This is a genomic window from Dictyobacter sp. Z7_2 (genome assembly GCF_057551105.1).
Map to the genome: position 1 here is coordinate 3,359,148 of NZ_BAAJPE010000002.1, position 24,323 is coordinate 3,383,470.

Here is a 24,323-nt window from a genome sequence, read left to right on the forward strand (position 1 = left end):
TCCAGGAAAAATATCCATTTTCTGTGCCAGGATAGCCCACTCACTCACTCTTGATGTTCCAGACCTGTACCGATCCATTTCCGTTGGCTGAGACGACGTGCTTGCTGTCTGAGAGCCAGGTGATGGCATAGGCCGATGAGGTTCGTACATGGTGCAGCGAGATATTGCTGGCGGTTTCTGTATCCCAGATATGGACTTTTTGATCCTTGCTGGCGGAAGCGATCCAGGCTCCATCGGGAGACCAGAGCATTGTACCTACCCAATCATCGTGTCCATGGTATTCTGTGATCAGATGACCCTTGTTGAGTGGCTCCCAGATCTGGACGTTGTTTTCTTCGCCAGCTGAGGCAATCCGGGTCCCATTGGGAGACCAATCGATGGCTCGTATCCAGCTTGGATGTCCACGATAGCTAAAGAGCTTTCTTCCCTGCATACAATCCCAGATGTGAATCTCGTGCCAGGCTCCGGATGCGATCGCTTTGCCGTTGGGAGACCAGGCAATCGTGCGCACCCATTGGCCATGTCCCTTATAGGCGATCTGAATTTGTGCACTGGCGGCGCTCCAGACATGGATTGTGTTATCCGTTCCGTTGCTGGTGGAGGCGATATATTTGTTATCTGGCGACCAGTCGAGCGCGGAAACGATGCCGTTATGGCCGGTGTAGATCGCTTTGGTCTCGCCGCTACTCGCGTTCCAGATGTGGATGGTGCGATCCAGGCTGGCTGAGGCAATCGATTGCCCATCGGGAGACCAGGCGATCATCGTGACGCTCCTACTGTGCTCTTGATAGGAGAGTGTGCTGTCACCAGTTGTGGCTCCTCGTACTTGAATTGTCCGACCGCGTCCACCGTAAGCGATACGCCTTTTGTCGGGCGACCAGGCGACGGTATAGATGGCGTCGGCGCTCGACTTGATCGGATCTGCTGCGCTGGGAGCGGTGATCTGGATTGGTGGTGCCGGATCTTCATAGTATTTTGCCAATGATGAGGGGGCCAGCGTGATGCCCAATCCCGCGAGATAGGTCTCTTCCAGGGTGCGAGCAAAATCCTGGACCGTGCTGAAACGCAGATGTGGATCTTTCTCCAGCGCTCGCAAAATAATCGCGTCCAGGGCTGGCGTGATCAAGGGGATCGCTTCGCTCAGCGATGGTGGCCGGTTGAAGGCGTGTTGGACCATGATCTCTTCGTAGGTTCCATGAAAGGGACGCTTTCCGCTTAACCATTCATACGCGAGCAGTGCCAGTGCGTATTGATCGCTTGCGGCTTGCGGCTTCCCACGTGCCTGTTCCGGGGCCATATAGGCGATCGTCCCCGAAACGTCCTGGATCTGCTGCTGCGAAGAATTTTGGCTGACAATTGCCAGACCAAAGTCGCTGAGCAAGATTTCGTTATTGCGTCCCAGAAGAATGTTTTCGGGCTTGACGTCCCGATGGATGACTTTGGCCTGATGTGCATAGTATAACGCGCTGGCAATCTGTTTCACGAACGCGATCACCGTCTCCAGCGCGAGAGGGATGCCAGGTGTATACCTCTGGCGTAGCGAGCCGTTAGGAGCATAACTCATGACCAAAAACGGGATATCGTCCTCGACACCGAAATCGAGTACGTGCACGATGTGAGGATGCTCTAATTGCGCGATAATCCGCGCCTCCTGCCGGAAATGCTCAATTTCGGTGGCCGAGAGATGCGTGTCAAGTATTTTGATGGCGGCACAGGTCCCAAGATAGATATGCTCGCCCATATAGACATCTGCAAAGCCTCCATGCCCGAGCAAGCGAACAAGGCGATAATGACCAATCTGTTGACCGATGCGGTCGGACATACATACACTTTCCAGGGGGCAAGGCCCCCATTTTCTTTAGAGAAAGATTGTGACCTGTTCTCTTCGATTCTAGATGCGCAATTACTAACTGTCAAGTACATACCTGAGAAAGCTGAGAAAATTTTTAGAGAATGCTTAACCTTTTGCCAGAAAGCGGCAGAAATGTATCCACTCTCATAAAGGGAAGCGTATATAACCTATAAGGGTGAGAAACAACAAAGCTCCCCAGATTGAATCATTTGTTCCTAATAATACATTTCTACGGAAATTTTGATAGCTTTGATAAAGGAGAATACATTATGATAGCTTTTGCAGATGTAAGCGCGAGTGGTCTCGTTTGGTGGTTGATCGTTGGACTGATTGCTGGTGCACTGGCAAGTATGGTTATGCGTGGCGGCGGTTATGGCATTGTCGGTGATATTATTGTTGGCCTCGTCGGTGCATTGGTCGGTGGTTTCCTCGCTGGCTTGCTCGGATTAGGTTCGAGCAGTTTGATTGGATCAATCATTATCGCTTTCATCGGAGCCTGTGTCTTTATCGCTATCCTGCGAGCGATCGCTGGTGGAAGTGGTCGCAGACGCGCCCTCTAAGCGGACCTGATCTGTATCAGGTATAGAGAAGTAAAAAGGAGCGTCCTTACTCGTGAAAAGAGTGAGGACGCTCCTTTTTTGTATATGGTATAGTAGCGTGTGGAAAGTTCTGAAGAATTGTAGTAAAGAATAGCGAAGGTTTTCATTGTATCCAACTGATCGAGCGTCTCTAGAGCGGGATTGTGATCTTGAGTTTTTTATTGGCAGCGGACCTGGCGGGCAACATCGCAATAAAGTAGAATCGGGAGTGCGGTTGCTGCATCGTCCCACGGGCATCGTTGTGACCGCGACCGAGCGTCGTTCGCAGCACACGAATCGTGACATTGCCTACGAGCGTATGGCCGAGCGTCTGGAGGAGTTACAGCGTCCTCGCATTCGCCGTAAGGCGACCCGTCCAACGCTGGCCAGCAAGGAGCGACGTCTTACGGCCAAGCGTGTGCAGGGACAGCGTAAGCAGAGGCGTTCAATTTCTAGCGATGACTAGTTTAGCTGAAAGGCTCTGATCAAGTATCTGCATATCGCCAGGATGAGATATTGATATTTGTGTATCATGTAAGGAGTGTTGACTGAATGGTTTTTATCACAAGGTTGTTCTCGGTGGCGGATAGACTTTTCAACTTCCAACAAGCTCGGATAGCCTCCCCCCAGCGGACTTATTATCTCCGTTTCTGCATGCTCTGTCTCGTATCTACCATCGTACTGGCTGGTTGTGGTAGTGGAGGAACAACTGGTCAGCAAGGTGGGACAACTACCACTCCTACCACATCGATATCCAGGGAGGCGCAAGCGTCAACGACCCATGGTTGGGATGATTGGTTGGCCTATCATCATGATGGAACGCATAATGGATATTTACCTGCCAGCCCTGATCCCCAGCATCTGACGAATGCCTGGCAGACAAGCCTTGATGGCGCCGTCTATGCGGAGCCTCTGATGGTGAAAGGGCATGTGATTGTGGCTACCGAAGGCGATACACTTTATTCGCTTGATCCGCAATCAGGGAAAGTGATCTGGCAGACAAACGTGGGAACGCCTGTCCCGCACTCCTCGTTGCCTTGCGGGGATATCAATCCGTTGGGTATCACCGGGACACCTGTCTATGATCCGGCCACCGGGCTCGTTTTTGCGGTTGCTGAGATTACTGGACCAGAGCATATTCTGGTTGGCATTGATGCCAACACTGGCAAGGTCAAGGTGCGGCGCTCGGCGGATGTTGCGGGCATGTACAATGCTGCTCATCAGCAGCGGGCGGCTTTGGTGCTTTCTCAGGGGATGATCTATGTCGCGTACGGCGGATTGGCTGGCGATTGTTCTGATTATCGTGGGACGGTTGTGGCTGAGTCTACCAGTGGGCAAGGTACCATCTATTCTTTTCGTGTGCCGACTCCTCGTGAGGGAGGTATCTGGGGGCCATCGGGTCCGATCGTTGATAGCGCTGGGAATGTCTATGTTTCGGTCGGCAATGGTGAGGAAACACATGGCGCCTGGGATCATAGCGATTCGGTCCTGCGCTTGTCGCCTCAGCTCAAGCTTGAAGACGGCTTTGCCCCGGCTAACTGGCAAGCAGAAAATAGTAGCGATGCTGATCTGGGATCCATTGGTCCCGTGCTTCTGCCCAATGGTCTTGTTTTTGTGGCCGGTAAAGATGGGAAAGGCTATGTGTTACATGCGAACGCCCTTGGCGGAGTTGGAGGACAGATGGCAGTGAAGCAGATCTGTAATGGTCTGGCGATGGGAGGAGCGTCATTGGTGGGCTCGCAGGTGCTGGTGCCGTGTACCGATGGTGCACGTCTGGTGACTGTCCAGTCCAATGGCCAGATGTCGATCGTCTGGCATACCTCAAGTCTGACGCTACCGGTGATTGTCGGGGGACATACCGTCTATGGTTTGAATACAAGTGGTATGCTGTTTGCCGCTGATCTCAGTAACGGGCAGGTGCGTATCAACCTTAATACGGAAGTGCAGGTGCCATCATTCTCGACGCCTACCCTTTCGGGAAGAAGTTTATTCTTTGGTACAGTGAACGGTGTGGCTGCTGCCACTTTCTCGTAACTTGAAGCGTGGGCCACTTTCATGTGTCCTGAAGAGTAAGCATCGATACTTTCAGTGCTTGAAGGAACTGTTTGAATTTTGATATACTTCTGCGGAAAGTTGTCATTCATGGAGGAAGAAATATATGCCGATTGCAGAGATCAATCAGACCCAGCTATTTTATACAAGGACAGGAACAGGTATACCTTGTCTGGCGATGCATGGTGGTCTGGGCTTAGATCACACCAGTTTACAAGGTTTAAACGGACTTAGTGACATCTTTGACTTCATCTATTATGACCATCGCTCTAATGGGCGTTCTGGTCGGCCCCCATTGGAAAGCCTGAGTCATGACCAATTTTCTAAAGATGCTGAGGGTCTGCGACAATATCTCAATCTAGGAAAAGTTGCGATATTAGGCCATTCCTATGGAGGTTTCCTGGCTCTGGAATATGCTCTCCGTTATCCAGATAATGTTTCCCATCTAATCCTGCTAGATACCGCACCCGCATTTGCCTACGGTGAAGAGATCGTAAAAAATGCTCTTGCCAAAGAAGCAACTCCCGCCATGCTCGAAGCATTGTCGGCCACTCCTACTGACGCTGAAAATATGAAAAGTTTGTTAAAGTCCATTTTTTCGCTGTATTTTCACCACTACAAACCCGAATATGAAGCCATCCTGGAAGAGACTGTTTTCTCAGTATTAGGCACAAAACAAGAGGAGATGCTTTCCACATACAATGTGACTCCTCGATTGCATGAGATTAGCTGTCCAACCCTTATTATCGTGGGCCGTGATGATTTTATTTGTCCCCCCTCTCAGGCACAAATCATCCATGAGCACATCCGGCAATCATCTTTAGAGATATTCGAGGATAGTGGTCATCTTCCATGGATTGAAGAACCTGAACTTTTCGACCAGAAGGTCAGAGCATGGCTAGCCAAAAATTAATCCATCTTTGGCGTAGATGCTCTTTTTTGGCTTAATTCGTTGAGGGGCTACTGCAATTACTCAGATTTTCGCCCTCATCCTGCGTAAGGCGCAGCGATAGGGCACCCAGTAGCCCGTGTGTCTGCTCAACTGATGTCGCGCTGGCAATCGGTGCCGTGATGCCAGGACGCCCAATGATCCAGGCTAAAGCCACCTGCGCCGGCGTTGCATCGTGCGCCTGCGCGATCTTTTCGACCTCGGCCAGCACAGCAAATCCATGCTCATTCATATATTTGCTCTGCACATTCTGAGCGCGTGCGCTTGCTGGTAGTTTCTGTCCCGAGCGATATTTCCCTGTCAGGAAGCCGCTGGCAAGCGAGGAGTACGTGATCACGCCGATCTCTTGCTCGAGGCAGAGGGCTTCCAGCGATGCTTCGTAGGTGGCTCGGTTGAGGAGATGATATGGTGGCTGGAGCGATTCATAACGGGCGTAGCCATGTTGCAAACTGACTGCGAGGGCCTCCGTCAGACGTTCGGAGGTATAATTGGAGGCACCAATTGCTCGCACTTTGCCCGCTTTGATCAAATCATTGAACGTCTCCAACGTCTCTTCGAGCGGGACATCTGGATCGTCGCGATGCGCCTGGTAGAGATCAATATAGTCAGTCTGAAGGCGCTTCAGTGAGTCTTCAACGCTTTTGATAATGTGCTGGCGTGATAGTCCTTTCTCCCCATTGCCCATCTGCATACCAACTTTGGTGGCAATAATGACTTGCTCGCGATTTTTGCGCCTGGCCAGCCAGTTGCCTATCACCGTTTCGGACTCGCCTCCGCTGTGACCCGGTGCCCATGCTGAATAAACATCGGCGGTATCAATAAAGTTGCCGCCTCCGGCCACGAAAGTATCCAGCACCGTAAACGACGTTGCTTCATCGCATGTCCAGCCAAAAACATTTCCTCCCAGGCAGAGAGCAGAAACTTGCAGGTCGGTACGTCCGACTTTACGCATAAGCATATATATACTCCTTTTATCTATCATGGATTCATTGCTGAACCACTATCCGAACTCTTTGTATTATAAGACATAGTTTGCTTCATTCCCGTGACCAGTGTCCTCGCTTCGCTTGACCTCTTTCCACTTGACTTCAAAGACGATAATGAATAAGGTAATCACTCGTTTTGATGTGAAGAAAGGAAGTATTTTATGGCATCATTTACAGCCGCAAGTCGAGCATTTATTTCGAATGGTACACGTACGGGCAAGCTGGCGACTGTGCGTGCCGATGGTCGTCCACACGTTGTGCCGATCTGGTTCGTTCTGGATGGCGATACGCTGGTTTTTAATACGGGCAATGCGACGGTAAAGGGGCAGAATCTGCGCCGGACCGGACAGGCTTGTATCAGTGTCGATGATGAGGCTCCCCCGTATGCCTTTGCGATGATCGAGGGGACCGTTACGCTCTCGGAAGAACTGGATGAGATGAAATATTGGGCGACAAAAATTGCGGCTCGCTATATGGGGGACGCTCTGGCTGAAGCCTATGGAACGCGCAATGCTGTGCCAGGAGAATTATTGGTGCGTCTCACGCCAACAAATGTCATCTATATGCACGATATGACCAGCTAAACGTCACTTTTACAGAACCTGTGGGAGGTCATCTATGCTCTTGAGTAGGTGACCTCCTGACTTATTTTTACCGCTCGTATTTGACGGATTTAATCTCTTTTGGTGTCATAAGGCAGAGTTTGCTGAACTCATCGTGTCTCTAAAGTAATGACGTTGTGGCTCTGTGCGCTGGATAGTTGAGCAGCGAAGTATCTATCAGGATGGTATTATTAGTACGTAAAGATAATAGTGATAGATTGGAGCATGTCTTATGCAAGCGACAGAGATACTGGAGAATAGCCACTTGTATGTTATTCAGACGGTTGATGACCTGCCAGAACCAATGTGGGATCTGCCTGGTGTCAGCGGAGAATGGTCTGCTAAAGACGTCCTTGCTCATCTCGTATCGTATGAACTCTTACTGACTGATGCGCTGGAAACCGTCCATGGGGAGCAGCCGTCGCCGTATCTGCTCAGATGGCGAGCCTCCGCCAGGGAATTCTCACAGGAGGCGGTTGCGGCACGTCGTTATCACACCGCACAACAGGTGATCAATGAATATCAGGATGTGATGCTGCAATCGACAGCTCTGGTGGCAGAACTTCCTGAGGAGTTGATCCAAAAGCAAGGGACGCTCTCCTGGCTTCCAGATGGCAAGACCAGCGTTGCTGACATGATCAATCTGGTGACTGGACATGTGCAGCAACACTGTGAAGAGATTATCCATTTTCGCCAGGAAAACAAGGCGCTGGAGTGATCTGAGCACTTATGCGGGATGTCCTTTGGGCATATCGCGACCGCTATCGGCAGCCTCAGCCACCTCCTGAAGAGAACTTCCCGCTGAGGCTTCAACGGCGGCCAGAATAGCTCCTTCAACCAGCGGGGCGGCACTGATGAGGGTGCGTGTACGTGCGCTGGCATCAAGCGTCTCGAGAGCCATCTCTGTAATCATGACGGCGCTTCCCAGATCAAGTAGGACGAGTGTGCCATCGGGATTAGCCGCTGTTTGCAAGGCAGCGGTTACTTTGGCGATCGAGGTGCCGATAGTGCCATCATCGGTACCTCCTGCCGCCGCAATCGTCACCTCACCCATTGACATCTGTCTCGCCAGCTCGGCCACACCCTCAGCCAGGCGAGCGCTATGCGAGACAATTACAATACTTACAGACATATCAGGTCCCCTTTTCTAGCGTCTCAGCCAGAGCCTGTAAAAGTAGCCAGCACGATGTCGCTCCCGGGTCCTGATGTCCCACGCTACGCTCGCCTAGATAGCTGGCACGACCCTTGGTGGCTCGCATGGCTATAGTTGACTGCATACCCGCTTTAGCACCATCTGCCATGCGTTGTACGACCGCTGTCAGGGATGCCTGTTCCGCTTGAGCCTGTTGTCCAGCCTCAATGGCTGGCGTCAGAGCATCAAGCATCGTCTTCTCGCCAGTTTGTGCCTTGCCACGGGCTTTGATGCCAGTTAGGGCCGCCTCAAACATCGCGATTACATCAGAAGCGTCCAACGTCTCCTTGCTGGCGGTCGCCGTGCCGGCTCGCAAAAACGCCGTCCCATAGAGAGGTCCACTGGCTCCTCCGACGGTTGACACAAGCGTACTTCCCACCGTTTTAAGGATGGTGCTGATATCAGCATTTTCCATCCCTGGAAGCTTGGCGGCGACGGCCTGAAAGCCGCGATCCATATTAATGCCGTGATCGGCATCACCAATTGCTGAATCGAGTTGAGTCAGTAACGCACTGTTCTCATGCAGCACCAGTACCGAACGTTCCAGCCAATGAAGTATATCCGTATGTGTGACAGGCATCGTCTCCTCCAAAATTTCTCAACGGCCCCAACGCAATGCCGGTGTATGGACAGGCGCATCCCAATATTTGATGAGCTCATCATCGAGGCGCAGCAGGGTGATCGAGCAGCCAGCCATATCCAACGAAGTAATATAGTTGCCGACAAACGAGCGGGCGAGCGTAATATTTTTCCCTTTGAGAATGCGTTGGACGGTATCAAAGACGATGTAAAGCTCGATTAAAGGAGTGCCTCCCATGCCATTGACGAAGGCAAGTACCTGTTCGCCGGATTTGAGTCCCAGATCTTCGATGATTGGGTTGAGGAGCATTTCGGTGAGCTCCGCCGCATTTGCCAGTGGGATGCGATGACGTCCAGGTTCGCCATGAATGCCGATACCAATCTCTACCTCGTTCTCGCCTAACTCGAAGGTTGGTTTGCCGGCCGCCGGTACCGTGCAGGATGTGAGTGCGAGTCCCATGCTGCGACCATGATCATTTACTTTGCGTGCCAGGGCCGCCACCTGCTCAAGTGGAGCTCCTGTTTCTGCCAGTCCTCCAACGATCTTCTCGACGAGTACTGTGACGCCTACTCCTCGACGCCCGGCTGTATAGAGGCTATCTGTCACTGCAACATCGTCGTTAGTGATCACGCTCTCCACTTTGATGCCATCGGCATCGGCCAATTCCGCGGCCATCTCGAAGTTCATCACGTCGCCAGTGTAGTTTTTGACGATGTGCAGGACACCATGTCCGCCGTTGACGGCACGTGTAGCGGCTATCATCTGATCGGGTACCGGCGAGGTAAAGACAGCTCCAGGACAGGCTGCATCAAGCATCCCATAGCCAACATAGCCGCCGTGCATCGGCTCATGTCCGCTGCCACCACCGGAGATGATACCGACTTTGTTATTGAATGGCGCTCCTTTGCGCACGATGATTTGTTGCTCAAGATCTACGCTGATGAGATCGGCATGCGCTGCTGCCATGCCAGCCATCGATTCTTTGACCACGTCTTCGGGTTTATTTATGAGCTTTTTCATTTTGTTTCCTCTGGAGTCTTTGGCTCGGAAAGTGATCCTTTAACTACACAAGTTTTATCACGTGCACTGAAAAGATAAATGCGTCTGCCGGCACTGATGATAGTTAAGAAGAGACGAAAGTTTGCAGGTAAGTTCTTTCTTTGCTTGCAGACCTTCGTCCATTCATCTGATGGTACTGAGATGAGACCGCAAGGTTAATCGCCAGCGGGCTCACGTACCGATTCTCCCATCGTGATTGTATCGCCAGAGGCTTCCATCTTACGGGCGTCAATCACTCTCCCAACGGTGAAATCGTAGATGTAGCCACCCGCGATTCCTCCCAGGATAGGAGCAACAATCGGGAGCCAGGTATAGTAATTGAGACTACGTCCGCCGTCGACGATCGCGATCCAGAGGCGCGGACCAAAGTCACGGGCTGGATTGATCGCATATCCGGTGTTGAGTCCAAATGATAAGCCAATGGCGACCACCAGGAATCCGATGATCAAGGGATTCAAGTTGGCCTGTACTGGCTGATTGCGGGCGTCGGTGATAGCAAAGATGAGTCCTACGAGCAGAGCTGTACCGACAAATTCATCACAAAAGGCCCCAAACATGCCAACGAAGGGCTTCGGGCTGGTATAGAATACTCCACCTGCTGTACTGGTGACGGTGCTACCAGCTCCGGCCAGGCTGACGGCATGATCGATGGCGCCTTTGTAAACGAAGTAGATGATCGCAGCCGCAAGAAACGCACCGATTACTTGTGCGGCGATGTAGGGAAGTACTTTTGACCAGGCGAATTTTCTGCGAGCAGCCAGCGCCATCGTGACAGCTGGATTGAGATGGGCTCCGCTGACTGCACCGGCGACGTAAATGCCGAGCATGACAGCCAGACCCCAGCCCAGCCCGATGACAATCCATTCGTTCGCAAAAGATGTGGCGGCATTATTGGGGCCAATATTATTGTAAAGTGCGAATGTAGCTACACAGCCATCTCCAAAGAGGAGAAGCACGAAGGTGCCGAAGAATTCTGCGACGCATTCACCAAAGGTACCAGCGAGTGCCGAACGGCCAACAACTGGATTTTCCATGAGATTTTCTCTCCCATTCTTAATGGTAAGTCCATACCGACAACCTTATGTATGGTTTAGTCTACGTTGCTACATGACTATAGCGCGATGTGCTATCGGTATGGGCACGGACACACGGAAAAGATGAAATTGTTCTTGTGCTGGATAGCTTCTAATCTTTGGCCCAACCCAGTGATCTCTGGACGGCCTTTTTCCAATGCTCATAGAGGTCTTGACGTTGATCCTCACCCATCTTTGGTTCGAAGGTGCGATCAACCGCCCAGAGTTTACTCAACTCTTGCTGACTCTGCCAGAAGCCAACAGCCAGACCTGCCAGATAGGCCGCTCCTAAGGCAGTGGTTTCAGCGACTTCTGGTCTTTGAACCGCTACTCCTAGAATATCTGCCTGGAATTGCATCAGCAGATTGTTGACGACTGCTCCACCATCGACGCGTAGCGTCTTCGTCTGGATGCCACTATCGGCGGTCATGGCCTCAAGCACTTCGCGTGTCTGATAGCACATGGACTCAAGTGTGGCGCGAGCGATATGCCCCATCGTTGTGCCGCGTGACAGTCCTACGATCGTCCCACGGGCGTAAGGGTCCCAATACGGAGCTCCCAGACCGACGAAGGCAGGCACGAGAAAGACGCCACCATTATCCGTTTCTGTCTGGGCCAGGCCTTCCACTTCGACGCTTGATTTGATAGCTCGTAGACCATCACGGAGCCACTGGACCGCAGCGCCAGTCACAAAGATACTCCCCTCGAGCGCATACGTGATCTGAGGTTTCTCCTTCGTGCCTAATCCCCACGCGATCGTGGTCAGCAATCCGTTCTTCGATGGGATACCTTCGTTGCCGGTATTCATGAGCATAAAACAGCCTGTGCCATAGGTGTTTTTTGCCATTCCTTTTTCATAGCAGACCTGTCCGAAGGTAGCGGCCTGTTGATCACCGGCGATGCCCGCGATACGAATCGGGCGACCAAAGAACTCAGCATCCGCCTCGCCGTAGACGGCGCTTGAGGGGAGGACGGTTGGCAGCATGGAATGTGGAATCCCTAGCTCTTTAAGGATGACATCATCCCATTTCTTCTCGTAGATGTTAAAAATGAGGGTACGGCAGGCATTGGTATAGTCAGTCACATGCACACGTCCCTTGGTCAGGCGCCAGATCAGGAAAGTATCGATCGTGCCAAATAGCAATTCGCCACGGTCAGCTTTTGCGCGTGCTCCTTCTACATTATCGAGAATCCATTTGACCTTCGTGCCTGCGAAATAGGCATCGGTAACCAACCCGGTACGCTCGCGAATCTCCTTGTCAAATCCCTTAGCCGTCAGGGCGTCGCAGATGGGAACGGTCAGGCGGCTTTGCCACACAATAGCGTTGAAGACGGGACGGCCTGTACTCTTTTCCCATACCACAGCGGTCTCACGTTGGTTGGTGATACCGATCGCAGCAATATCCGCGGTGGAGACGCCAGCCTTCTTGATGGCTTCTTGTGCGACGTGGATCTGGGAAGACCAGATGTCTTCAGGATTATGTTCGACCAATCCAGGTGCTGGATAGATCTGGGGGAATTCCTGCTGCGCCAGACTAACAATATTACCATCGTGGTTAAAGAGGATCGCTCGGGAACTGGTTGTGCCTTGATCCAGGCTTAATATATAACGAGCCATTAAAAAAACTCCTCCTCGTAAGACGTTATACAACTTTGTCAACGTCTGCTTGCTTCATCAACATTCGGTAACACGAACTACTGATCGCAGATGTTCCATATTACGATTACATTGTTTGAAATCGACTGCCAGCTATGGCTCCATGAGGGGGTCATGAGGGAGCTTTTAAACGTGAATACGACGCGCCTTTCTTGTGGGTGTATCCTCCTTTAATGATCTGGTATGCTAGAGATTATCTCATTGCATGTATGGACAGAGAAGCGTAAATACTGTCTGATTGAGTCATTTACCACGATATTATATCATTTTGGTAAGAGCGTTTTGCTTTATTTCCTGCTGAGTCCGTTGGGTTGTGTGGCGTTCGACAATGTTATAATGACTGACAATACGCTGTAACAAAAATATGTCTGCAATCATGATGGGAGTATTTGGAAGCATGTCTAGTTCTGCTCGCCGTGTTGAAACCTTTGGGACAACTATTTTTACTGAAGTAAATGTATTGGCTCAACAATATAATGCCTTGAATCTGGGTCAGGGGAAGCCCGATTTTGATACCCCTGCCAATATTGTCGCTGAGCTTGTGAAAGCGGCTCAATCCGGATATCAGAATCAGTACGCGCCTGGTCCTGGTACGGTCTCATTGCGTCAGGCTGTGGCTCGCCATGCGGCTCGCTTCTACGGGTTGGACATTGATCCCAATCAGGGCGTGATCGTGACAGCTGGTGCTACAGAAGGCATCCTCTCGTGCGTGCTGGGACTGATTGATCCGGGGGATGAAGTGGTTGTGATTGAGCCTTTTTATGATTCTTATGTGCCGAATATTTTGATGGCTGGTGCTACGCCAGTCTTTGTGCCGCTCCATCCTCCCACCTGGACGTTTGATCCTGATGAGCTACGGGCCGCTTTTACACCCAAGACACGGGCGATTATCCTCAACTCGCCGCACAATCCAACGGGACGCGTCTTCAGTCGCGAAGAATTAACTATGATTGCCGAATTATGCATCGAGCATGATGTAATCGTAATCAGCGATGAGGTCTATGAGCATCTGACACTGGGCGCCTCGACTTATATTCCTATGGCCACGTTGCCGGGGATGTTTGAGCGCACTGTGACTGTGAGTAGCGGTGGCAAGTCTTTTAGCTCGACTGGCTGGAAGATCGGCTGGGTCTATGGACATCCTGATATATTGGACGGTGTGGCGCGAGCACATCAGTTTACCGTCTTTGCCGTAAACCATCCCGGGCAGGAGGCCATTGCTTACGCGCTCAATCAGCCCGATAGTTATTATACGGATTTTAAGGCGTTGTACGATGCCAAATTGCAACTTTTGATGTCATCGCTGGAGGGCAGTGGCTTGAAGTATCGTGCACCAGAGGGGACGTATTTCATTATGACCGATTTCTCGGATGTCTTCGATGGGATGCCTCTGGAGTTTACGCATCATTTAATCAAAGAGATCGGCGTGGCCTGCATTCCGCCCGAGACGATGTATAGTAAAGGGCATGTGCATATTGGCAAGCACTATGTCCGTTTCTCTTTCTGTAAAAGTGATGAGGCGTTGCTGCAAGCCAAAAGCCTGCTCGCCAAACTGAAGTAAGCGTCGCACGCTCGCGTGCGATGTCCCAGTAGCGCGTATGAGACGGCAGGCGCACGACGCTGGCCTGCCTGATCGTACGTCGAGTGGGACATCGTGCCCGAGGGCACGACGCTACGATTGGTAAAAGGCGCTGATGCTTTGGACGAGTTGCTTCTGATATGGATGAAGATAAAAGTGTCCTCCTGGGAAGGTCTGGAGGCTGAAGGTGCTACGGGTTTGTGAGCGCCAACCTTCCAGATCTTCGACAGGGATATCCTCATCCTTGAGTCCCCCAAAGGCCGCGATTGGATAATCGAATGGTCCCTCTGGTTTGTAGTTGTAGTCTTCGCAGAGAGTGAAATCGGCGCGCAGGATGGGCAGGAAGAGCTCCATCAGCTCCTGGTTGTTCAGGATGGCTTCCGGTGTGCCTCCGAGCTTTTTGAGTGATTCCTTGAATTCATCGTCTGGCTGCATATAAATGGGCTCCTGACGGCGTGGTAGCTGGGGAGAACGATGGGCCGACACAAAGAGTTGTGTCGGCTGCGGAAGCTCTTGACGGCGTAGTTGTCGTGCTAATTCAAAACTAATCAGAGCTCCCATACTGTGTCCAAAGAACTGGAAAGGGACATTTAAGTATGGGCGAATATGCTTGCTCAATTCTGCGACGAGGTCCTCTACCTGGGTGTAAGCGGGATCATTAAATCTGGCCTCGCGGCCTGGCAGCAGTATAGGACAGACCTCTACCTCTGGTGGTAGTTCTTGCTGCCAGGTGCGATAGATGGCTGCTGCCCCTCCGCCTGCATAGGGGAAGCAGAAGAGCCTGGATGCTGGATATGCTTGACGGGATAGAATCCATGGTGACTGTGGCATGAGTGTATCCTACCTGATAGTGCAAATGATCTCAGCTAAAAGTAGTAAACGGCACAACCAACCTGAAGGCCAGAACCAACATTGATAATCAATCCGATATCGCCCTTGTGAGCCTTCTGATGATCATATGTATATTGCAACGCATAGGCCAGAGAAGACGTAAAGAGATCATGTTGAGCCTGAACGTCGACAACTTTGTCTCGTTTCACCTCAAGAGCATTGCTCAATTGCGTGATAAAGTTGCTTGAGATCTGTGGTGGCAAGATGACTTGGATCTGGGAAAGCTTCAGGTTCTCGCGTTTGAGCGTCTCAGCAACTGTCTCCTGGATACAGTGAATGTAATGCTGCTCCAGTTGTGGATGGCTCTTGAAATTCATCAACGTTTTACCATTGCGTATCTCTGAGTTGGCATGGACATCCTGTAGATATGCGGGAAAGGTCTGGAAGACAAAATTGCCGAAGCCAGTCTTGCCATCAGGACTCTCATCGAGCAGGAGCGCCGACCCGGTCTCTTCAATGCCAACCAGTTCTGTCGGTGCAAATTCTCGATTGTTTTCAACCTCCGAGGCGACGATCAATGCCGCGTGTGCTCTCTGCGCTTTGATCAGGCCGATAGCGGCGTAACAGGCATCGAGTGTGCCCAGTCCCCCATTCATGATATCCAGAGCAAAGGTCTTCTTATCCTCCTGCGTCTCAATATCGTCATTGATACCGAGCTGTCCTTCTACCAGAGCGGCTACGGCTGGTTCACACAAGAATTCGTCCCGATAGACCCCTGAATAGATCAGGAGATCAATCGTGCTTTTGTTGTAGGGATAGGCCGCCAGACATGGATCGGCGGCGGCTTGAATCAATTCCAGTGTCTTCTTCTCGACTTGCTGATCCCTGGAGGGCGTGCCAACGCTGGCGATACGGATACGTTGGGTCGTCGAGAGGCGTGGGATGAAGGTCTCATCGCTCACAACTTTCGTCGGCGTATACGTGCCTGCCTCGCGCTGACGAATCCGATCGGGAAGATCATCGAAGGTATAGAGTGCCGTTCCGATGGTGGCGCCGGAGCCAGTGATACCAAAGACGGCGTTGTTGCCAGTGTTGATGCGATTCGAGCGGATATTATCCATCAGAGCGATCATGTGGGTGGTTGTCGCCGTGTTCCCACGCTCCTCAATGTTGTTGATCACGCTGCCATCCTGACAGATCTCCTCGCCAAAGAACTTGTTGATTTCTCGTGGCACGTCGTTGATGGTTGTCTTGGATGTCTGATGCACGATGATGTGCTGGAAGGCTTCTTTGGGCCAGCGTGAGCGCTCCATAATCATCCCGGCGTGCGAGACCGCCTGTTTTAAGTTCACCGATGAGACGGTGACGGCGTCAGTGTACATGATGGCACCACCATGCTCACGATCCGTAGCCTTGCCGATACAAGCTTCGCTATAGTGTCCTAGAGTATACATCTCGAACTCGTGGAAGCCAACCTGATTATTGGGAGCTTGCTCAAGAATCAGAGCCGCTCCACCATCACCGACCGTGAGGCAGGCCAGACGCGAGTCCATAAAGTTTTCGATCTCTTTTTGTGCCGTCAGCGCGAGATGGCTGATGTATTCTCCGCTGACTGCCATGCCGCGTCGAATCAGACCTGTTTTGAGAAAAGCATCGATGACGTAGGCCGCCGTAAATAATCCTGTGCAGGCGTTGGAGACATCCAGCACGATGGCGTTGGTAAAGCCGAAATGCTCTTTGATGCGGACCGCTGTGCTGGGCTCGAAGGTGAATTGAAAGCCTGGAGCGTCGCAGCGCGAGATGTTGCCGCAAACGATCATGTCGATATCGCCTGGATTGTATCTGGAGTTTGCCAGACATTGCGCGACCGCCTGTTGGGCGATGTCGATCGAGAACTCTGTCTCTCCCGCCATGCGGCGTGTCTTGATTCCCGTCAGCTTGGCGAGAGGGAACTTAATTGGTTTGGCGCATCCGGCTAGAATCTCCTCGCTGGTGACTACCCTGGGCGGTAGATATGTGCCAAGGCTTTCGATGAGCGTATTGTTCATCTTTGTCTTTTCGACGATGGGAGCTTCTTCCTTTGGGCTCCTGGCGAGCGGCGTCTGTAAAGAAGAGGTCGCTTCTTCCAGGACAACCGCTTTTTCAGAGCTCTTTGCATCTATCGCCGTGGCTAGCTCGGCAATCGTCTGGAATTCAAAGAGCATCTCCAGGACCATGGGAAGTCCGGCATCGTTGGCTTTGGAGACCACTTCCAGGCTCTGAATCGAGGCCCCTCCCAGATCAAAGTAGTTGTCGTTGACTCCGATACGTGTCAGGCTGAGCACTTCAATCCAGATCTCGGTGAGGATGGCCTCTGTGGATGTGCGTGGCGCCACATAAGCAACCTGGAGTTCGGGGCGTTCAGTATCTGGCTCAGGCAGAGCTGTACGCAACACTTTGCCATTGAGCGCCAGTGGCAGGGCATCCATGAAGACAAAGATGGCTGGCAGCATGTAATCTGGCAATTGCGTTTTGAGGAAGTTGCGCAGGTCTTCAATCGCTGGTTGTGTCCCTGCCCGGGTTGGAACGAGATAGGCGACCAGGCGTTTGTTCCCAGGAGTATCTTCACGCGCAATGACGACGCATTCCTGAATCATGGGATGTTGATTGAGCATCGTTTCGATCTCGCCCAGCTCAATGCGGAAGCCACGAATCTTGACCTGGAAGTCGATGCGTCCCAGGAATTCGATGGCTCCATCAGCGCGATAACGAGCCAGATCTCCTGTCTTAAATAATCTGGCGTCGGGTTGCGTGCTGAAGGGATCTTTGATAAAGCGTTCAGCCGTGAGTTCTGGACGATGATAGTAACCGCGAGCGAGTCCAATGCCGCCGATATGCAGTTCTCCGGCCACGTTGATCGGCATCGGCTGCATGGCTGCGTTCAGGATATAGATCTGTGTGTTGGCGATTGGATGTCCAATCGGCACGCTCTGGACTGGCGCGTTACGCTGGCATTCCCAGTAGGTGACATCAATGGCGGCCTCGGTTGGGCCATAGAGGTTGTGCAATTTCGCTGGCACCGCGAAGCGTGAATAGAATCTCTCCTGGAGCTCAGGTGCAAGCGCCTCGCCGCTACAGATCACGTGGCGGATATGCTGACAGTCGGTGAGATCAGGCTCCGATAGAAATGCTTGTAGCATCGATGGCACAAAATGGAGCGTGGTCACATGCTGCTCGGCGATCAGTCGAGCCAGATAGGTGGGATCTTGATGGCCGCCCGGACGTGCGATGACCAGTCCAGCTCCACTCAGCAGCGGCCAGAAGAATTCCCAGACGGAGACATCGAAGCTGAAAGGTGTCTTTTGGAGGACGCGATCATACTTGTTGAGTTGATAGGTCTGCTGCATCCAGAGCAGTCGATTGCAGATCCCTTGATGCGTATTCATGACCCCTTTGGGTTTGCCGGTCGAGCCAGAAGTGTAGATCATATAGGCAAGCTGATCCGGCCTTGTTCGATTGACTGGATTGGCGATTGGCTCGGTTTGAGCACTATTCCATCCGGGCTCAAGACAGATGATCTGTGCCTGCGTCTCGGGCAGGCGGCTGATCAGATGCGACTGGGTTAGCAGTACGGGCACCTGAGCGTCGATGAGCATGTACGAGAGCCGCTCGCTTGGATAGGTTGGATCAAGCGGAACATAGGCGCCTCCGGCTTTGAGTATCGCCAGGAGCGCGACAACCATCTCAAACGAGCGCTCCATGCTCACGCCGACTAACACGTCTGGACCGACTCCAAGCTCTTGCAGGCGATAGGCCAGATGGTTGGCGGCGTAGTTCAGCTCGCGATAGGTTTTGAGGTTTCCTTCGAAGATCAAAGCGATCTCGTTCGGGGTGCGCTCGACCTGATCCTCGATGAGCTGCTGGAGCGTGCTCTCGACTTCGACTGGATACGCTTGCTGCGTGGAGTTCCAATCTATCAGCATCTGCTGATATTGCTGCTCCGTCAGGAGTGGTAGCTCCTGGAGGCGCTGTGTGGGCTGTGCGATGATACCTGCTAATAAAACCTGAAATTGTTGCGCTATGCGCTCAATTGTGGCCGGCTCGAAGAGATCTGTATTATAACGGAAATCAGCGCTCAGAGCTCCCTCGATCTCAAAGACTGTTAAGGTCAGATCGAGGGGAGCGCCTTGCTGTCCATAAGCGAAAGGCTCAAAGGAGAGATTGGCTTGTGCCAGTTGATGAGCGGTGCCATTTTGTCCCAGGCGTGCGAGATCCTGGACGGTGCGCGTGCGTGGTCGATCCCAGATAAATAGTGTCTGATAGAGCGGCGAATAGCTTGGATCACGTTTGGGCTGAAGTCGCTCGACAAGCAGCGGCAGGGGGAAATCCTGATGCTCCAGACCGTCGAAGACTCCCTGTCTGGTGTGGCTCAGCAGCTCTTTGAAGGTAGGATTATTGGATAGGTCGGCGCGTACCAGAATCGGATTGGCCAGGTAATCAACGACGCGCTCCCATTCGGATTTTGTGCGCCCTAGCGCTGGCGTGCCGACGATGATGTCTTCCTGGTTTGTATAGCGATAGAGGAGCGTTTGATAGGCTGTGAGCATCAAGGTGAAAAGCGTGACTTTTTCCTCTTTGGCCAGGGCACGTAACTGTCGATTGAGATCCGCGTTCAATGTGAAGCCGTGAGATGCTCCCTTGTATGTCTGTACCGGAGGACGTGGTCGATCCAGGGGCAGGTTAAGGACTGGTAGCTCACCCTGCAAGGCCTCCTGCCAGTAAAGCCAATGACGTTCGCCTTCATCGCCAGCCAGCATCTCATCCTGCCATTTGACGTATTCGGCATGCTGTGCTCCCGGAGCCGGGAGCGTGGCCTGGATACCTATCTGCTCGGCTGCATAGAGCAGGAAGAGCTCGTCCACGAAGATATCAAGTGCCCAGAAATCGATGGCGATATGATGCACTATCATGGCCAATACATAGTCGTCGGCCGAGCGCCGATAGAGCTTGATGCGTAGCACTGGACCAGTCTCTAATGACACTGGAAGATTGCTCTCACGTTGCAGCTCTTGCTGGAGGGAGTCGAGCGACCAGGCTGTAGCGTCGATCTCCTCAACCGTCAGGCTCCGGCTGGCGATCAGATGTTGCATCGGGAGCCCATCGTGCATCTCATAGGTGGCGGTTAGAATCGGATAGCGTTGCACCAGTTTGAGCAATGCGGCGTTGAGCGCCTGGTGATTGATCTGCGTGTTGATGCGGGCTGCGTACAAAAGATTATAGGCGGCACTATTGGGAGCCAGACGCGAGAGAAACCAGAGTGCTTTCTGATTTTGTGAGATCGGTACCCAACTCTCCTGAGCGCGAATCTTGTCGCGCAAAAGTTTTGCCAATAAGGCACGTTTGGCGTCGGCTGAAAGATTAGAAAGCTGTTTTGAGCTATCGTTCATCGATTCAAATCCTCTTTCCGTGCAATTTCATTGAGCAATGAATCTACCTGCTCGTCAGAGAGTTGGTCGATATGTGCCAATAGCAGTGTAGGATCCTGGGTAGAAAGCTCTACAGAAGCCTCGGCGTGTCCATTTGGTGGCTGTTCAGGTTCCTCAGGCATCATTTGAGCCAGGAGGGCATCGACATCTTGATCCGAGAGTTGATCTAATTGCGCTAAGAGCTGTTCCGTGTCCTGAGGAGGCGGGGCAGCGGTTGGATATGAGACGGCGAGCGTTGGTGCAGGCGGGGCTTCGTTGGCAATGATGGTCTCTGCCAGTTGCTGATGAAGCTGCTGCGCAAACTGTATGATACTGGGTCCTTGCAAAAATGTGACGATCGGGATACGAAGTGCCAGTTCGCCTTCCAGACGGTTCTTGAGCTCAATCGCCATCAAGGAGTCCAGTCCAAAGGCTGTCAAAGGCTGCTCGTTATCCAGTTGATCCTCGGAGATACGCAGGACGCTTCCTACCTGTGCTCGTAAATAGTCTGCCAGGATAGGCGTCCACTGTTCCGCTTTGGCGCTGCGAATAGTCTCCAGAATCGAGCTTGTCTGTGCTCCGCTGGCTGGTGTGTCCTCGTAGCTCTTGCTGACAAGATGGCGTACCAAGGGAAGGCTGGCAATCTGAGTATAAAATTGTTCAAGTAGCCGCCAATCAAGTTTAATCACACCAATTCTGGCGACACCTTGCGGGATAAGCAATTCGAGCGTATCCAGGACCTGTCTGGGATTGATGCGCTGAATGCCACGCGACTCCCAGTATTCATGGACGCGTAGCCCTTCGGCTGTACTGCCAAAGCCGATCTCGGAGATGGCCCCCCAGTCGATGCTAAGCGCGGACTGTCCATGAGCACGCTGATAATGTGCCAGAATGTCCATAAATTCGCCAGCCGCCGCGTAGTTGCCCTGCGCAGCAGAGCCAAAGAGTGAGGCTCCTGATGAGAAGGACACGAAAAAGTCCAGCGGAGCCGACCTCGTCAAGGTATAGAGTAGCCAGCTGCCGATTACTTTGGGACGAAAGACGGTCGTCAGAGCTTCTGGCTGTGTCTGGACCAGGGGACGTACCAGCGATTGTCCATGAGCATCCTGCCAGACCGAGGCGGCATGGATGACTCCGCGTAACGGGGGATGTCCCTTCTGGTTGTAGTTGGTCAGGAAGGCTGCTAATTGAGCCTCATCAGCGACATCGACAGTTGCGTAATGGACCTGGGCTCCCAGCCGCTCCAGTGAGCGGATGCCGGCTGCCTGGATGGCTTGACGGCTTCCGGCGGGTAGAGTATCCCAGGTTGAGCGTGGCGGAAGTGTGCTGCGTCCCAGCAGGATGAGATGTCCAGCGCCTTTCTCGGCGAAGCGATGTGCGACCTCCAATCCCAGACCCCATAATCCGCCAGTGATGAGATAGCTCGCGTCTTTGTGATAGGTTAGCTGTTTTGTCGCGCTGGCCTGACTCCGAACCATGCGTGCTACATAGCCATGCCGCTCTCGAAAGGCGATCTGGTCTTCTGTGGCATAGCTGCTGACTCCACTTAAAAGCTGGCTGGCTGCATGTCGTGTCGTCTCCTCGGGGTCCAGATCGATTAAGCCGCCCCAAAATTCTGGATGTTCCATGGCGCAGGTCTTACCTAGCCCCCAGAGAGGAGCCTGGGTGAGCTCAAGTTGCTCATTCTCCTGCGTGACCGCTTGCGCTCCTCGTGTCACCAGCCAGAGATGTGGTTGCACCGCGCTGTTACGCTGTGCCAGCGCCTGGATCAGGTGCAGGACATGCTGGGTGCTGATGAGTTGATCATCTTCCAGTGACGCGACGCTGGTGGCTGCCACCGGCGTGGTGTCAAGGCTCCACAAGTGGATGATGCCTTTCACGTCCTGTGTGCGTGCGGCCTCCTGGATAATACGTTGCGTATCTTCTGCTTGCGTTGGATCGATCTGATATTGTCCGGGTGCCAGTTCTCGATAGTGATTGCCGGCGATGACACGGAGACTGTGTGCTCCATACTTATCTAACTGCTCGATCAATCGTTGTCCCACGCCACTCTTGTCTGTAAAGATAATCCAGCTGCCTGTCAGGAGAGCGGGATCGGGCTCTTTGAGGGTGGAAGATTCCCATTGTAGCTCATAGAGCCATTGCTCAAACCCTGTGATGGTCTGAGCCGTCGTCGATTGAGGTGTGTTCGTGGCGATAGATGTATGCTGCAATTGGAGCCCGAGCGCCTCTACGAGTAGCAGTCCCTGATCGTTGAAGATGCGTACGTCGCCTTCGATCACTGCGCTGCTTGCCGTTGCTGCGGTTGTCAGTTGGGAATGGCTCCAGACGACGTTGCTCAAGGGCTGATGCATCTGGAAGCTGCGGATACCTGTGGGTAGATAGAGATCGCTGGCGCTGGCTAACAAGTTGTGTGGTAAGGCGGCGATCAGAACCTGAAGTGAGGCATCCAGCAGGGTCGGATGAATAGTGTAGGCTTTGGCGTCCTGGATGAGCTCGCTGGAGAGCTTGATCTGGCCCAGCGCTTCTTTATTGCCCTGCCAGAGATGCTTGATGCCCTGGAAGCTGTCGGCAAGCTGGACTCCATGCTGTCCCAACATCTGATAGAAATCGGTCAGGTCAACCTGTTGCTGGCAGCGTTGACGCAGCGTTCCCAGTGAAAAATCTATGGCGGGTGAGGGCATGGACCTTTCACTGCTATGCGCCGGGCTTTCTGGCTTATGACCGTTGGTGCGTTGATGCGTGGCGCCGACCAGGATATGTTCTCGTTCATAGACTGGTTGCTGCTGTAGTCGAGCATTGGCCTCATCTTTGAGTTGATTGAGATAAGGCATACTCTCCATTACGAGATCGGTGCTGACGCCAAAATCCATCTGACAGGCGATCTCGGTAACGCCAGCGGCTCTGATCTGGAGGACCTGCTCCAGACAGTCTTCTGGCGTTCCGATCAGGACGCGCTGCGTGGAAATGAGTCTGTCGGTGACAAAGTGGAGATAGTCCTCAAGATCCTGCTCTGAGAGCGTGTTCAGATCGACATTCTGCCCACGGCTGTAGGCGATGGCATTGACCAGATAGGAGGCTGATTTGAGATATTCACTAAATGGCCCCTGGATCTGCTGCCGGACGGTCTCTTTGTCTTTGCCAATAAAGGTGTGTAGCAGGGCCGATACTTGACCCGTGTCTGGATCATAGCCGTGTTCTGCGCGTGCGTTACGGTAAATGTTAATCTTTTCCGTGAGCTCCGGGACGCTTTGATTGTACAGATGTGTCAACAGGTTAGCTCCAATCGCTCCCGCTCTGGCAAAGGTGTTGGGATTGCCAGCGGCAGTGATCCAGAAAGGCAACTCGGCCTGGATCGGGCTGGGATAGGTTTGCAGTTCTACCTGTTTTCCATTACCACCTGTCATCTGAATCTTTTCACCGCGCCACAGGCGTTGGACTGTTTCGATTCCCTTGAACATGATCTCCTGGCGCTGCTCATAATTATCAGGAGCCAGCGCGAAGTCGTTTGGATGCCAGCCGGAGGCAAAGGCAACGCCCACTCGTCCCCCTGATAAATTATCGACCATCGACCATTCTTCGGCGACGCGCAAGGGATTATGCAATGGTAGGACAACGCTACCTGCTCGCAGCTTGATCTGCCGCGTCTCCCGGGCGAGGGCGGCGTGCAGGACGGCTGGATTGGGATAGAGCCAGCCATCTTTGGTGAAATGTCGCTCTGGAATCCAGATCGATGAAAAATCGTGTTGATCTGCGAATTTTGCGCTCTCGATGAGCAGGCGATACTTGTTGTCTTGTGATGATGCTTCACTGCTCGAAAAAAATATAAGTCCAAAATTGATCTGCTGATTATTTCGGGCAGCCAATAATGATGCCACAATATCCTCCA

Annotated in this window: 17 protein-coding genes; 7 read left to right on the top strand and 10 right to left on the bottom strand. The window is 52.5% G+C overall.

Annotation, left to right across the window (positions count from 1 at the left end; translation table 11 throughout):
- Window positions 1-40: 40 nt before the first annotated feature.
- Window positions 41-1,822 (bottom strand): protein kinase domain-containing protein, encoded by a 1,782-nt coding sequence (locus AC27N8_RS27665; RefSeq protein WP_487071504.1) that lies wholly within the window; start codon window positions 1,820-1,822, stop codon window positions 41-43.
- Between the two features lie 299 nt (window positions 1,823-2,121).
- Between AC27N8_RS27665 and AC27N8_RS27670 the strand changes: the two genes are divergently transcribed.
- The 4 genes from AC27N8_RS27670 to AC27N8_RS27685 all read left to right on the top strand — a co-directional run bounded on the left by AC27N8_RS27670 (window position 2,122) and on the right by AC27N8_RS27685 (window position 5,395).
- Entirely contained in the window at window positions 2,122-2,412 is a 291-nt protein-coding gene (locus AC27N8_RS27670) for a GlsB/YeaQ/YmgE family stress response membrane protein (RefSeq protein ID WP_487071506.1), read from the top strand.
- Between the two features lie 145 nt (window positions 2,413-2,557).
- A complete protein-coding gene (locus AC27N8_RS27675) occupies window positions 2,558-2,896 on the top strand; it encodes a peptide chain release factor-like protein (protein ID WP_487071508.1) in 339 nt (112 codons plus the stop codon).
- A gap of 86 nt (window positions 2,897-2,982) precedes the next feature.
- Window positions 2,983-4,464, top strand: a complete 1,482-nt coding sequence (locus AC27N8_RS27680; RefSeq protein WP_487071510.1) for an outer membrane protein assembly factor BamB family protein — start codon at window positions 2,983-2,985, stop codon at window positions 4,462-4,464.
- A gap of 124 nt (window positions 4,465-4,588) precedes the next feature.
- Window positions 4,589-5,395, top strand: a complete 807-nt coding sequence (locus AC27N8_RS27685; RefSeq protein WP_487071512.1) for an alpha/beta fold hydrolase — start codon at window positions 4,589-4,591, stop codon at window positions 5,393-5,395.
- A 31-nt stretch (window positions 5,396-5,426) separates the two neighbouring features.
- On the opposite strand, the gene AC27N8_RS27690 is transcribed toward AC27N8_RS27685, so the two are convergent.
- Window positions 5,427-6,389, bottom strand: a complete 963-nt coding sequence (locus AC27N8_RS27690; RefSeq protein ID WP_487071514.1) for an aldo/keto reductase — start codon at window positions 6,387-6,389, stop codon at window positions 5,427-5,429.
- 189 nt (window positions 6,390-6,578) lie between these two features.
- Between AC27N8_RS27690 and AC27N8_RS27695 the strand changes: the two genes are divergently transcribed.
- Together AC27N8_RS27695 and AC27N8_RS27700 are read left to right on the top strand one after the other, a co-directional pair.
- A complete protein-coding gene (locus AC27N8_RS27695) occupies window positions 6,579-7,001 on the top strand; it encodes a PPOX class F420-dependent oxidoreductase (RefSeq protein WP_487071516.1) in 423 nt (140 codons plus the stop codon).
- Window positions 7,002-7,251: 250 nt separating this feature from the next.
- Window positions 7,252-7,737 (top strand): DinB family protein, encoded by a 486-nt coding sequence (locus AC27N8_RS27700; RefSeq protein ID WP_487071518.1) that lies wholly within the window; start codon window positions 7,252-7,254, stop codon window positions 7,735-7,737.
- Window positions 7,738-7,746: 9 nt separating this feature from the next.
- Here AC27N8_RS27700 and dhaM read toward each other — a convergent pair whose 3' ends face one another.
- The 5 genes from dhaM to glpK form a co-directional block, all read right to left on the bottom strand.
- Window positions 7,747-8,151, bottom strand: a complete 405-nt coding sequence (gene dhaM, locus AC27N8_RS27705; RefSeq protein WP_487071520.1) for a dihydroxyacetone kinase phosphoryl donor subunit DhaM — start codon at window positions 8,149-8,151, stop codon at window positions 7,747-7,749.
- Window position 8,152: 1 nt separating this feature from the next.
- Window positions 8,153-8,791: a dihydroxyacetone kinase subunit DhaL gene (dhaL, locus tag AC27N8_RS27710; RefSeq protein ID WP_487071522.1), complete on the bottom strand. Its 639-nt coding sequence runs from the start codon at window positions 8,789-8,791 to the stop codon at window positions 8,153-8,155.
- Between the two features lie 18 nt (window positions 8,792-8,809).
- Complete coding sequence (gene dhaK, locus AC27N8_RS27715; protein WP_487071524.1) at window positions 8,810-9,811, bottom strand: dihydroxyacetone kinase subunit DhaK; 1,002 nt, start codon at window positions 9,809-9,811, stop codon at window positions 8,810-8,812.
- Between the two features lie 194 nt (window positions 9,812-10,005).
- A complete protein-coding gene (locus AC27N8_RS27720; RefSeq protein WP_487071526.1) occupies window positions 10,006-10,884 on the bottom strand; it encodes an MIP/aquaporin family protein in 879 nt (292 codons plus the stop codon).
- A gap of 151 nt (window positions 10,885-11,035) precedes the next feature.
- The gene (gene glpK / locus AC27N8_RS27725) at window positions 11,036-12,541 is read right to left on the bottom strand and encodes a glycerol kinase GlpK (RefSeq protein WP_487071528.1); all 1,506 of its coding nucleotides are present in this window, start codon (window positions 12,539-12,541) and stop codon (window positions 11,036-11,038) included.
- A 436-nt stretch (window positions 12,542-12,977) separates the two neighbouring features.
- On the opposite strand from glpK, the gene AC27N8_RS27730 reads away from it, so the two are divergent.
- The gene (locus AC27N8_RS27730) at window positions 12,978-14,141 is read left to right on the top strand and encodes an aminotransferase class I/II-fold pyridoxal phosphate-dependent enzyme (RefSeq protein WP_487071530.1); all 1,164 of its coding nucleotides are present in this window, start codon (window positions 12,978-12,980) and stop codon (window positions 14,139-14,141) included.
- Between the two features lie 111 nt (window positions 14,142-14,252).
- On the opposite strand, the gene AC27N8_RS27735 is transcribed toward AC27N8_RS27730, so the two are convergent.
- From AC27N8_RS27735 to AC27N8_RS27745, 3 genes are read right to left on the bottom strand one after another with little or no spacing between them, the layout of a single operon-like run.
- Complete coding sequence (locus AC27N8_RS27735) at window positions 14,253-14,990, bottom strand: thioesterase II family protein (RefSeq protein ID WP_487071532.1); 738 nt, start codon at window positions 14,988-14,990, stop codon at window positions 14,253-14,255.
- Between the two features lie 35 nt (window positions 14,991-15,025).
- On the bottom strand, window positions 15,026-20,416 hold the full coding sequence (locus AC27N8_RS27740; protein ID WP_487071534.1) for an amino acid adenylation domain-containing protein: 5,391 nt from the start codon (window positions 20,414-20,416) through the stop codon (window positions 15,026-15,028).
- The gene (locus AC27N8_RS27745) at window positions 20,413-24,312 is read right to left on the bottom strand and encodes a type I polyketide synthase (RefSeq protein WP_487071536.1); all 3,900 of its coding nucleotides are present in this window, start codon (window positions 24,310-24,312) and stop codon (window positions 20,413-20,415) included. The genes AC27N8_RS27740 and AC27N8_RS27745 overlap by 4 nt, the downstream gene beginning before the upstream one ends.
- Between the last annotated feature and the right edge of the window lie 11 nt (window positions 24,313-24,323).

Coding starts and splice junctions, on each gene's coding strand:
- AC27N8_RS27695 (WP_487071516.1), top strand. CDS start 6,579: ATGGCATCATTTACAGCCGCAAGTCGAGCATTTATTTCGAATGGTACA.
- AC27N8_RS27730 (WP_487071530.1), top strand. CDS start 12,978: ATGTCTAGTTCTGCTCGCCGTGTTGAAACCTTTGGGACAACTATTTTT.
- dhaK (WP_487071524.1), bottom strand. CDS start 9,811: ATGAAAAAGCTCATAAATAAACCCGAAGACGTGGTCAAAGAATCGATG.
- AC27N8_RS27665 (WP_487071504.1), bottom strand. CDS start 1,822: ATGTCCGACCGCATCGGTCAACAGATTGGTCATTATCGCCTTGTTCGC.
- AC27N8_RS27670 (WP_487071506.1), top strand. CDS start 2,122: ATGATAGCTTTTGCAGATGTAAGCGCGAGTGGTCTCGTTTGGTGGTTG.
- dhaM (WP_487071520.1), bottom strand. CDS start 8,151: ATGTCTGTAAGTATTGTAATTGTCTCGCATAGCGCTCGCCTGGCTGAG.
- glpK (WP_487071528.1), bottom strand. CDS start 12,541: ATGGCTCGTTATATATTAAGCCTGGATCAAGGCACAACCAGTTCCCGA.
- AC27N8_RS27680 (WP_487071510.1), top strand. CDS start 2,983: ATGGTTTTTATCACAAGGTTGTTCTCGGTGGCGGATAGACTTTTCAAC.
- AC27N8_RS27690 (WP_487071514.1), bottom strand. CDS start 6,389: ATGCTTATGCGTAAAGTCGGACGTACCGACCTGCAAGTTTCTGCTCTC.
- dhaL (WP_487071522.1), bottom strand. CDS start 8,791: ATGCCTGTCACACATACGGATATACTTCATTGGCTGGAACGTTCGGTA.
- AC27N8_RS27685 (WP_487071512.1), top strand. CDS start 4,589: ATGCCGATTGCAGAGATCAATCAGACCCAGCTATTTTATACAAGGACA.
- AC27N8_RS27740 (WP_487071534.1), bottom strand. CDS start 20,416: ATGAACGATAGCTCAAAACAGCTTTCTAATCTTTCAGCCGACGCCAAA.
- AC27N8_RS27735 (WP_487071532.1), bottom strand. CDS start 14,990: ATGCCACAGTCACCATGGATTCTATCCCGTCAAGCATATCCAGCATCC.
- AC27N8_RS27720 (WP_487071526.1), bottom strand. CDS start 10,884: ATGGAAAATCCAGTTGTTGGCCGTTCGGCACTCGCTGGTACCTTTGGT.
- AC27N8_RS27700 (WP_487071518.1), top strand. CDS start 7,252: ATGCAAGCGACAGAGATACTGGAGAATAGCCACTTGTATGTTATTCAG.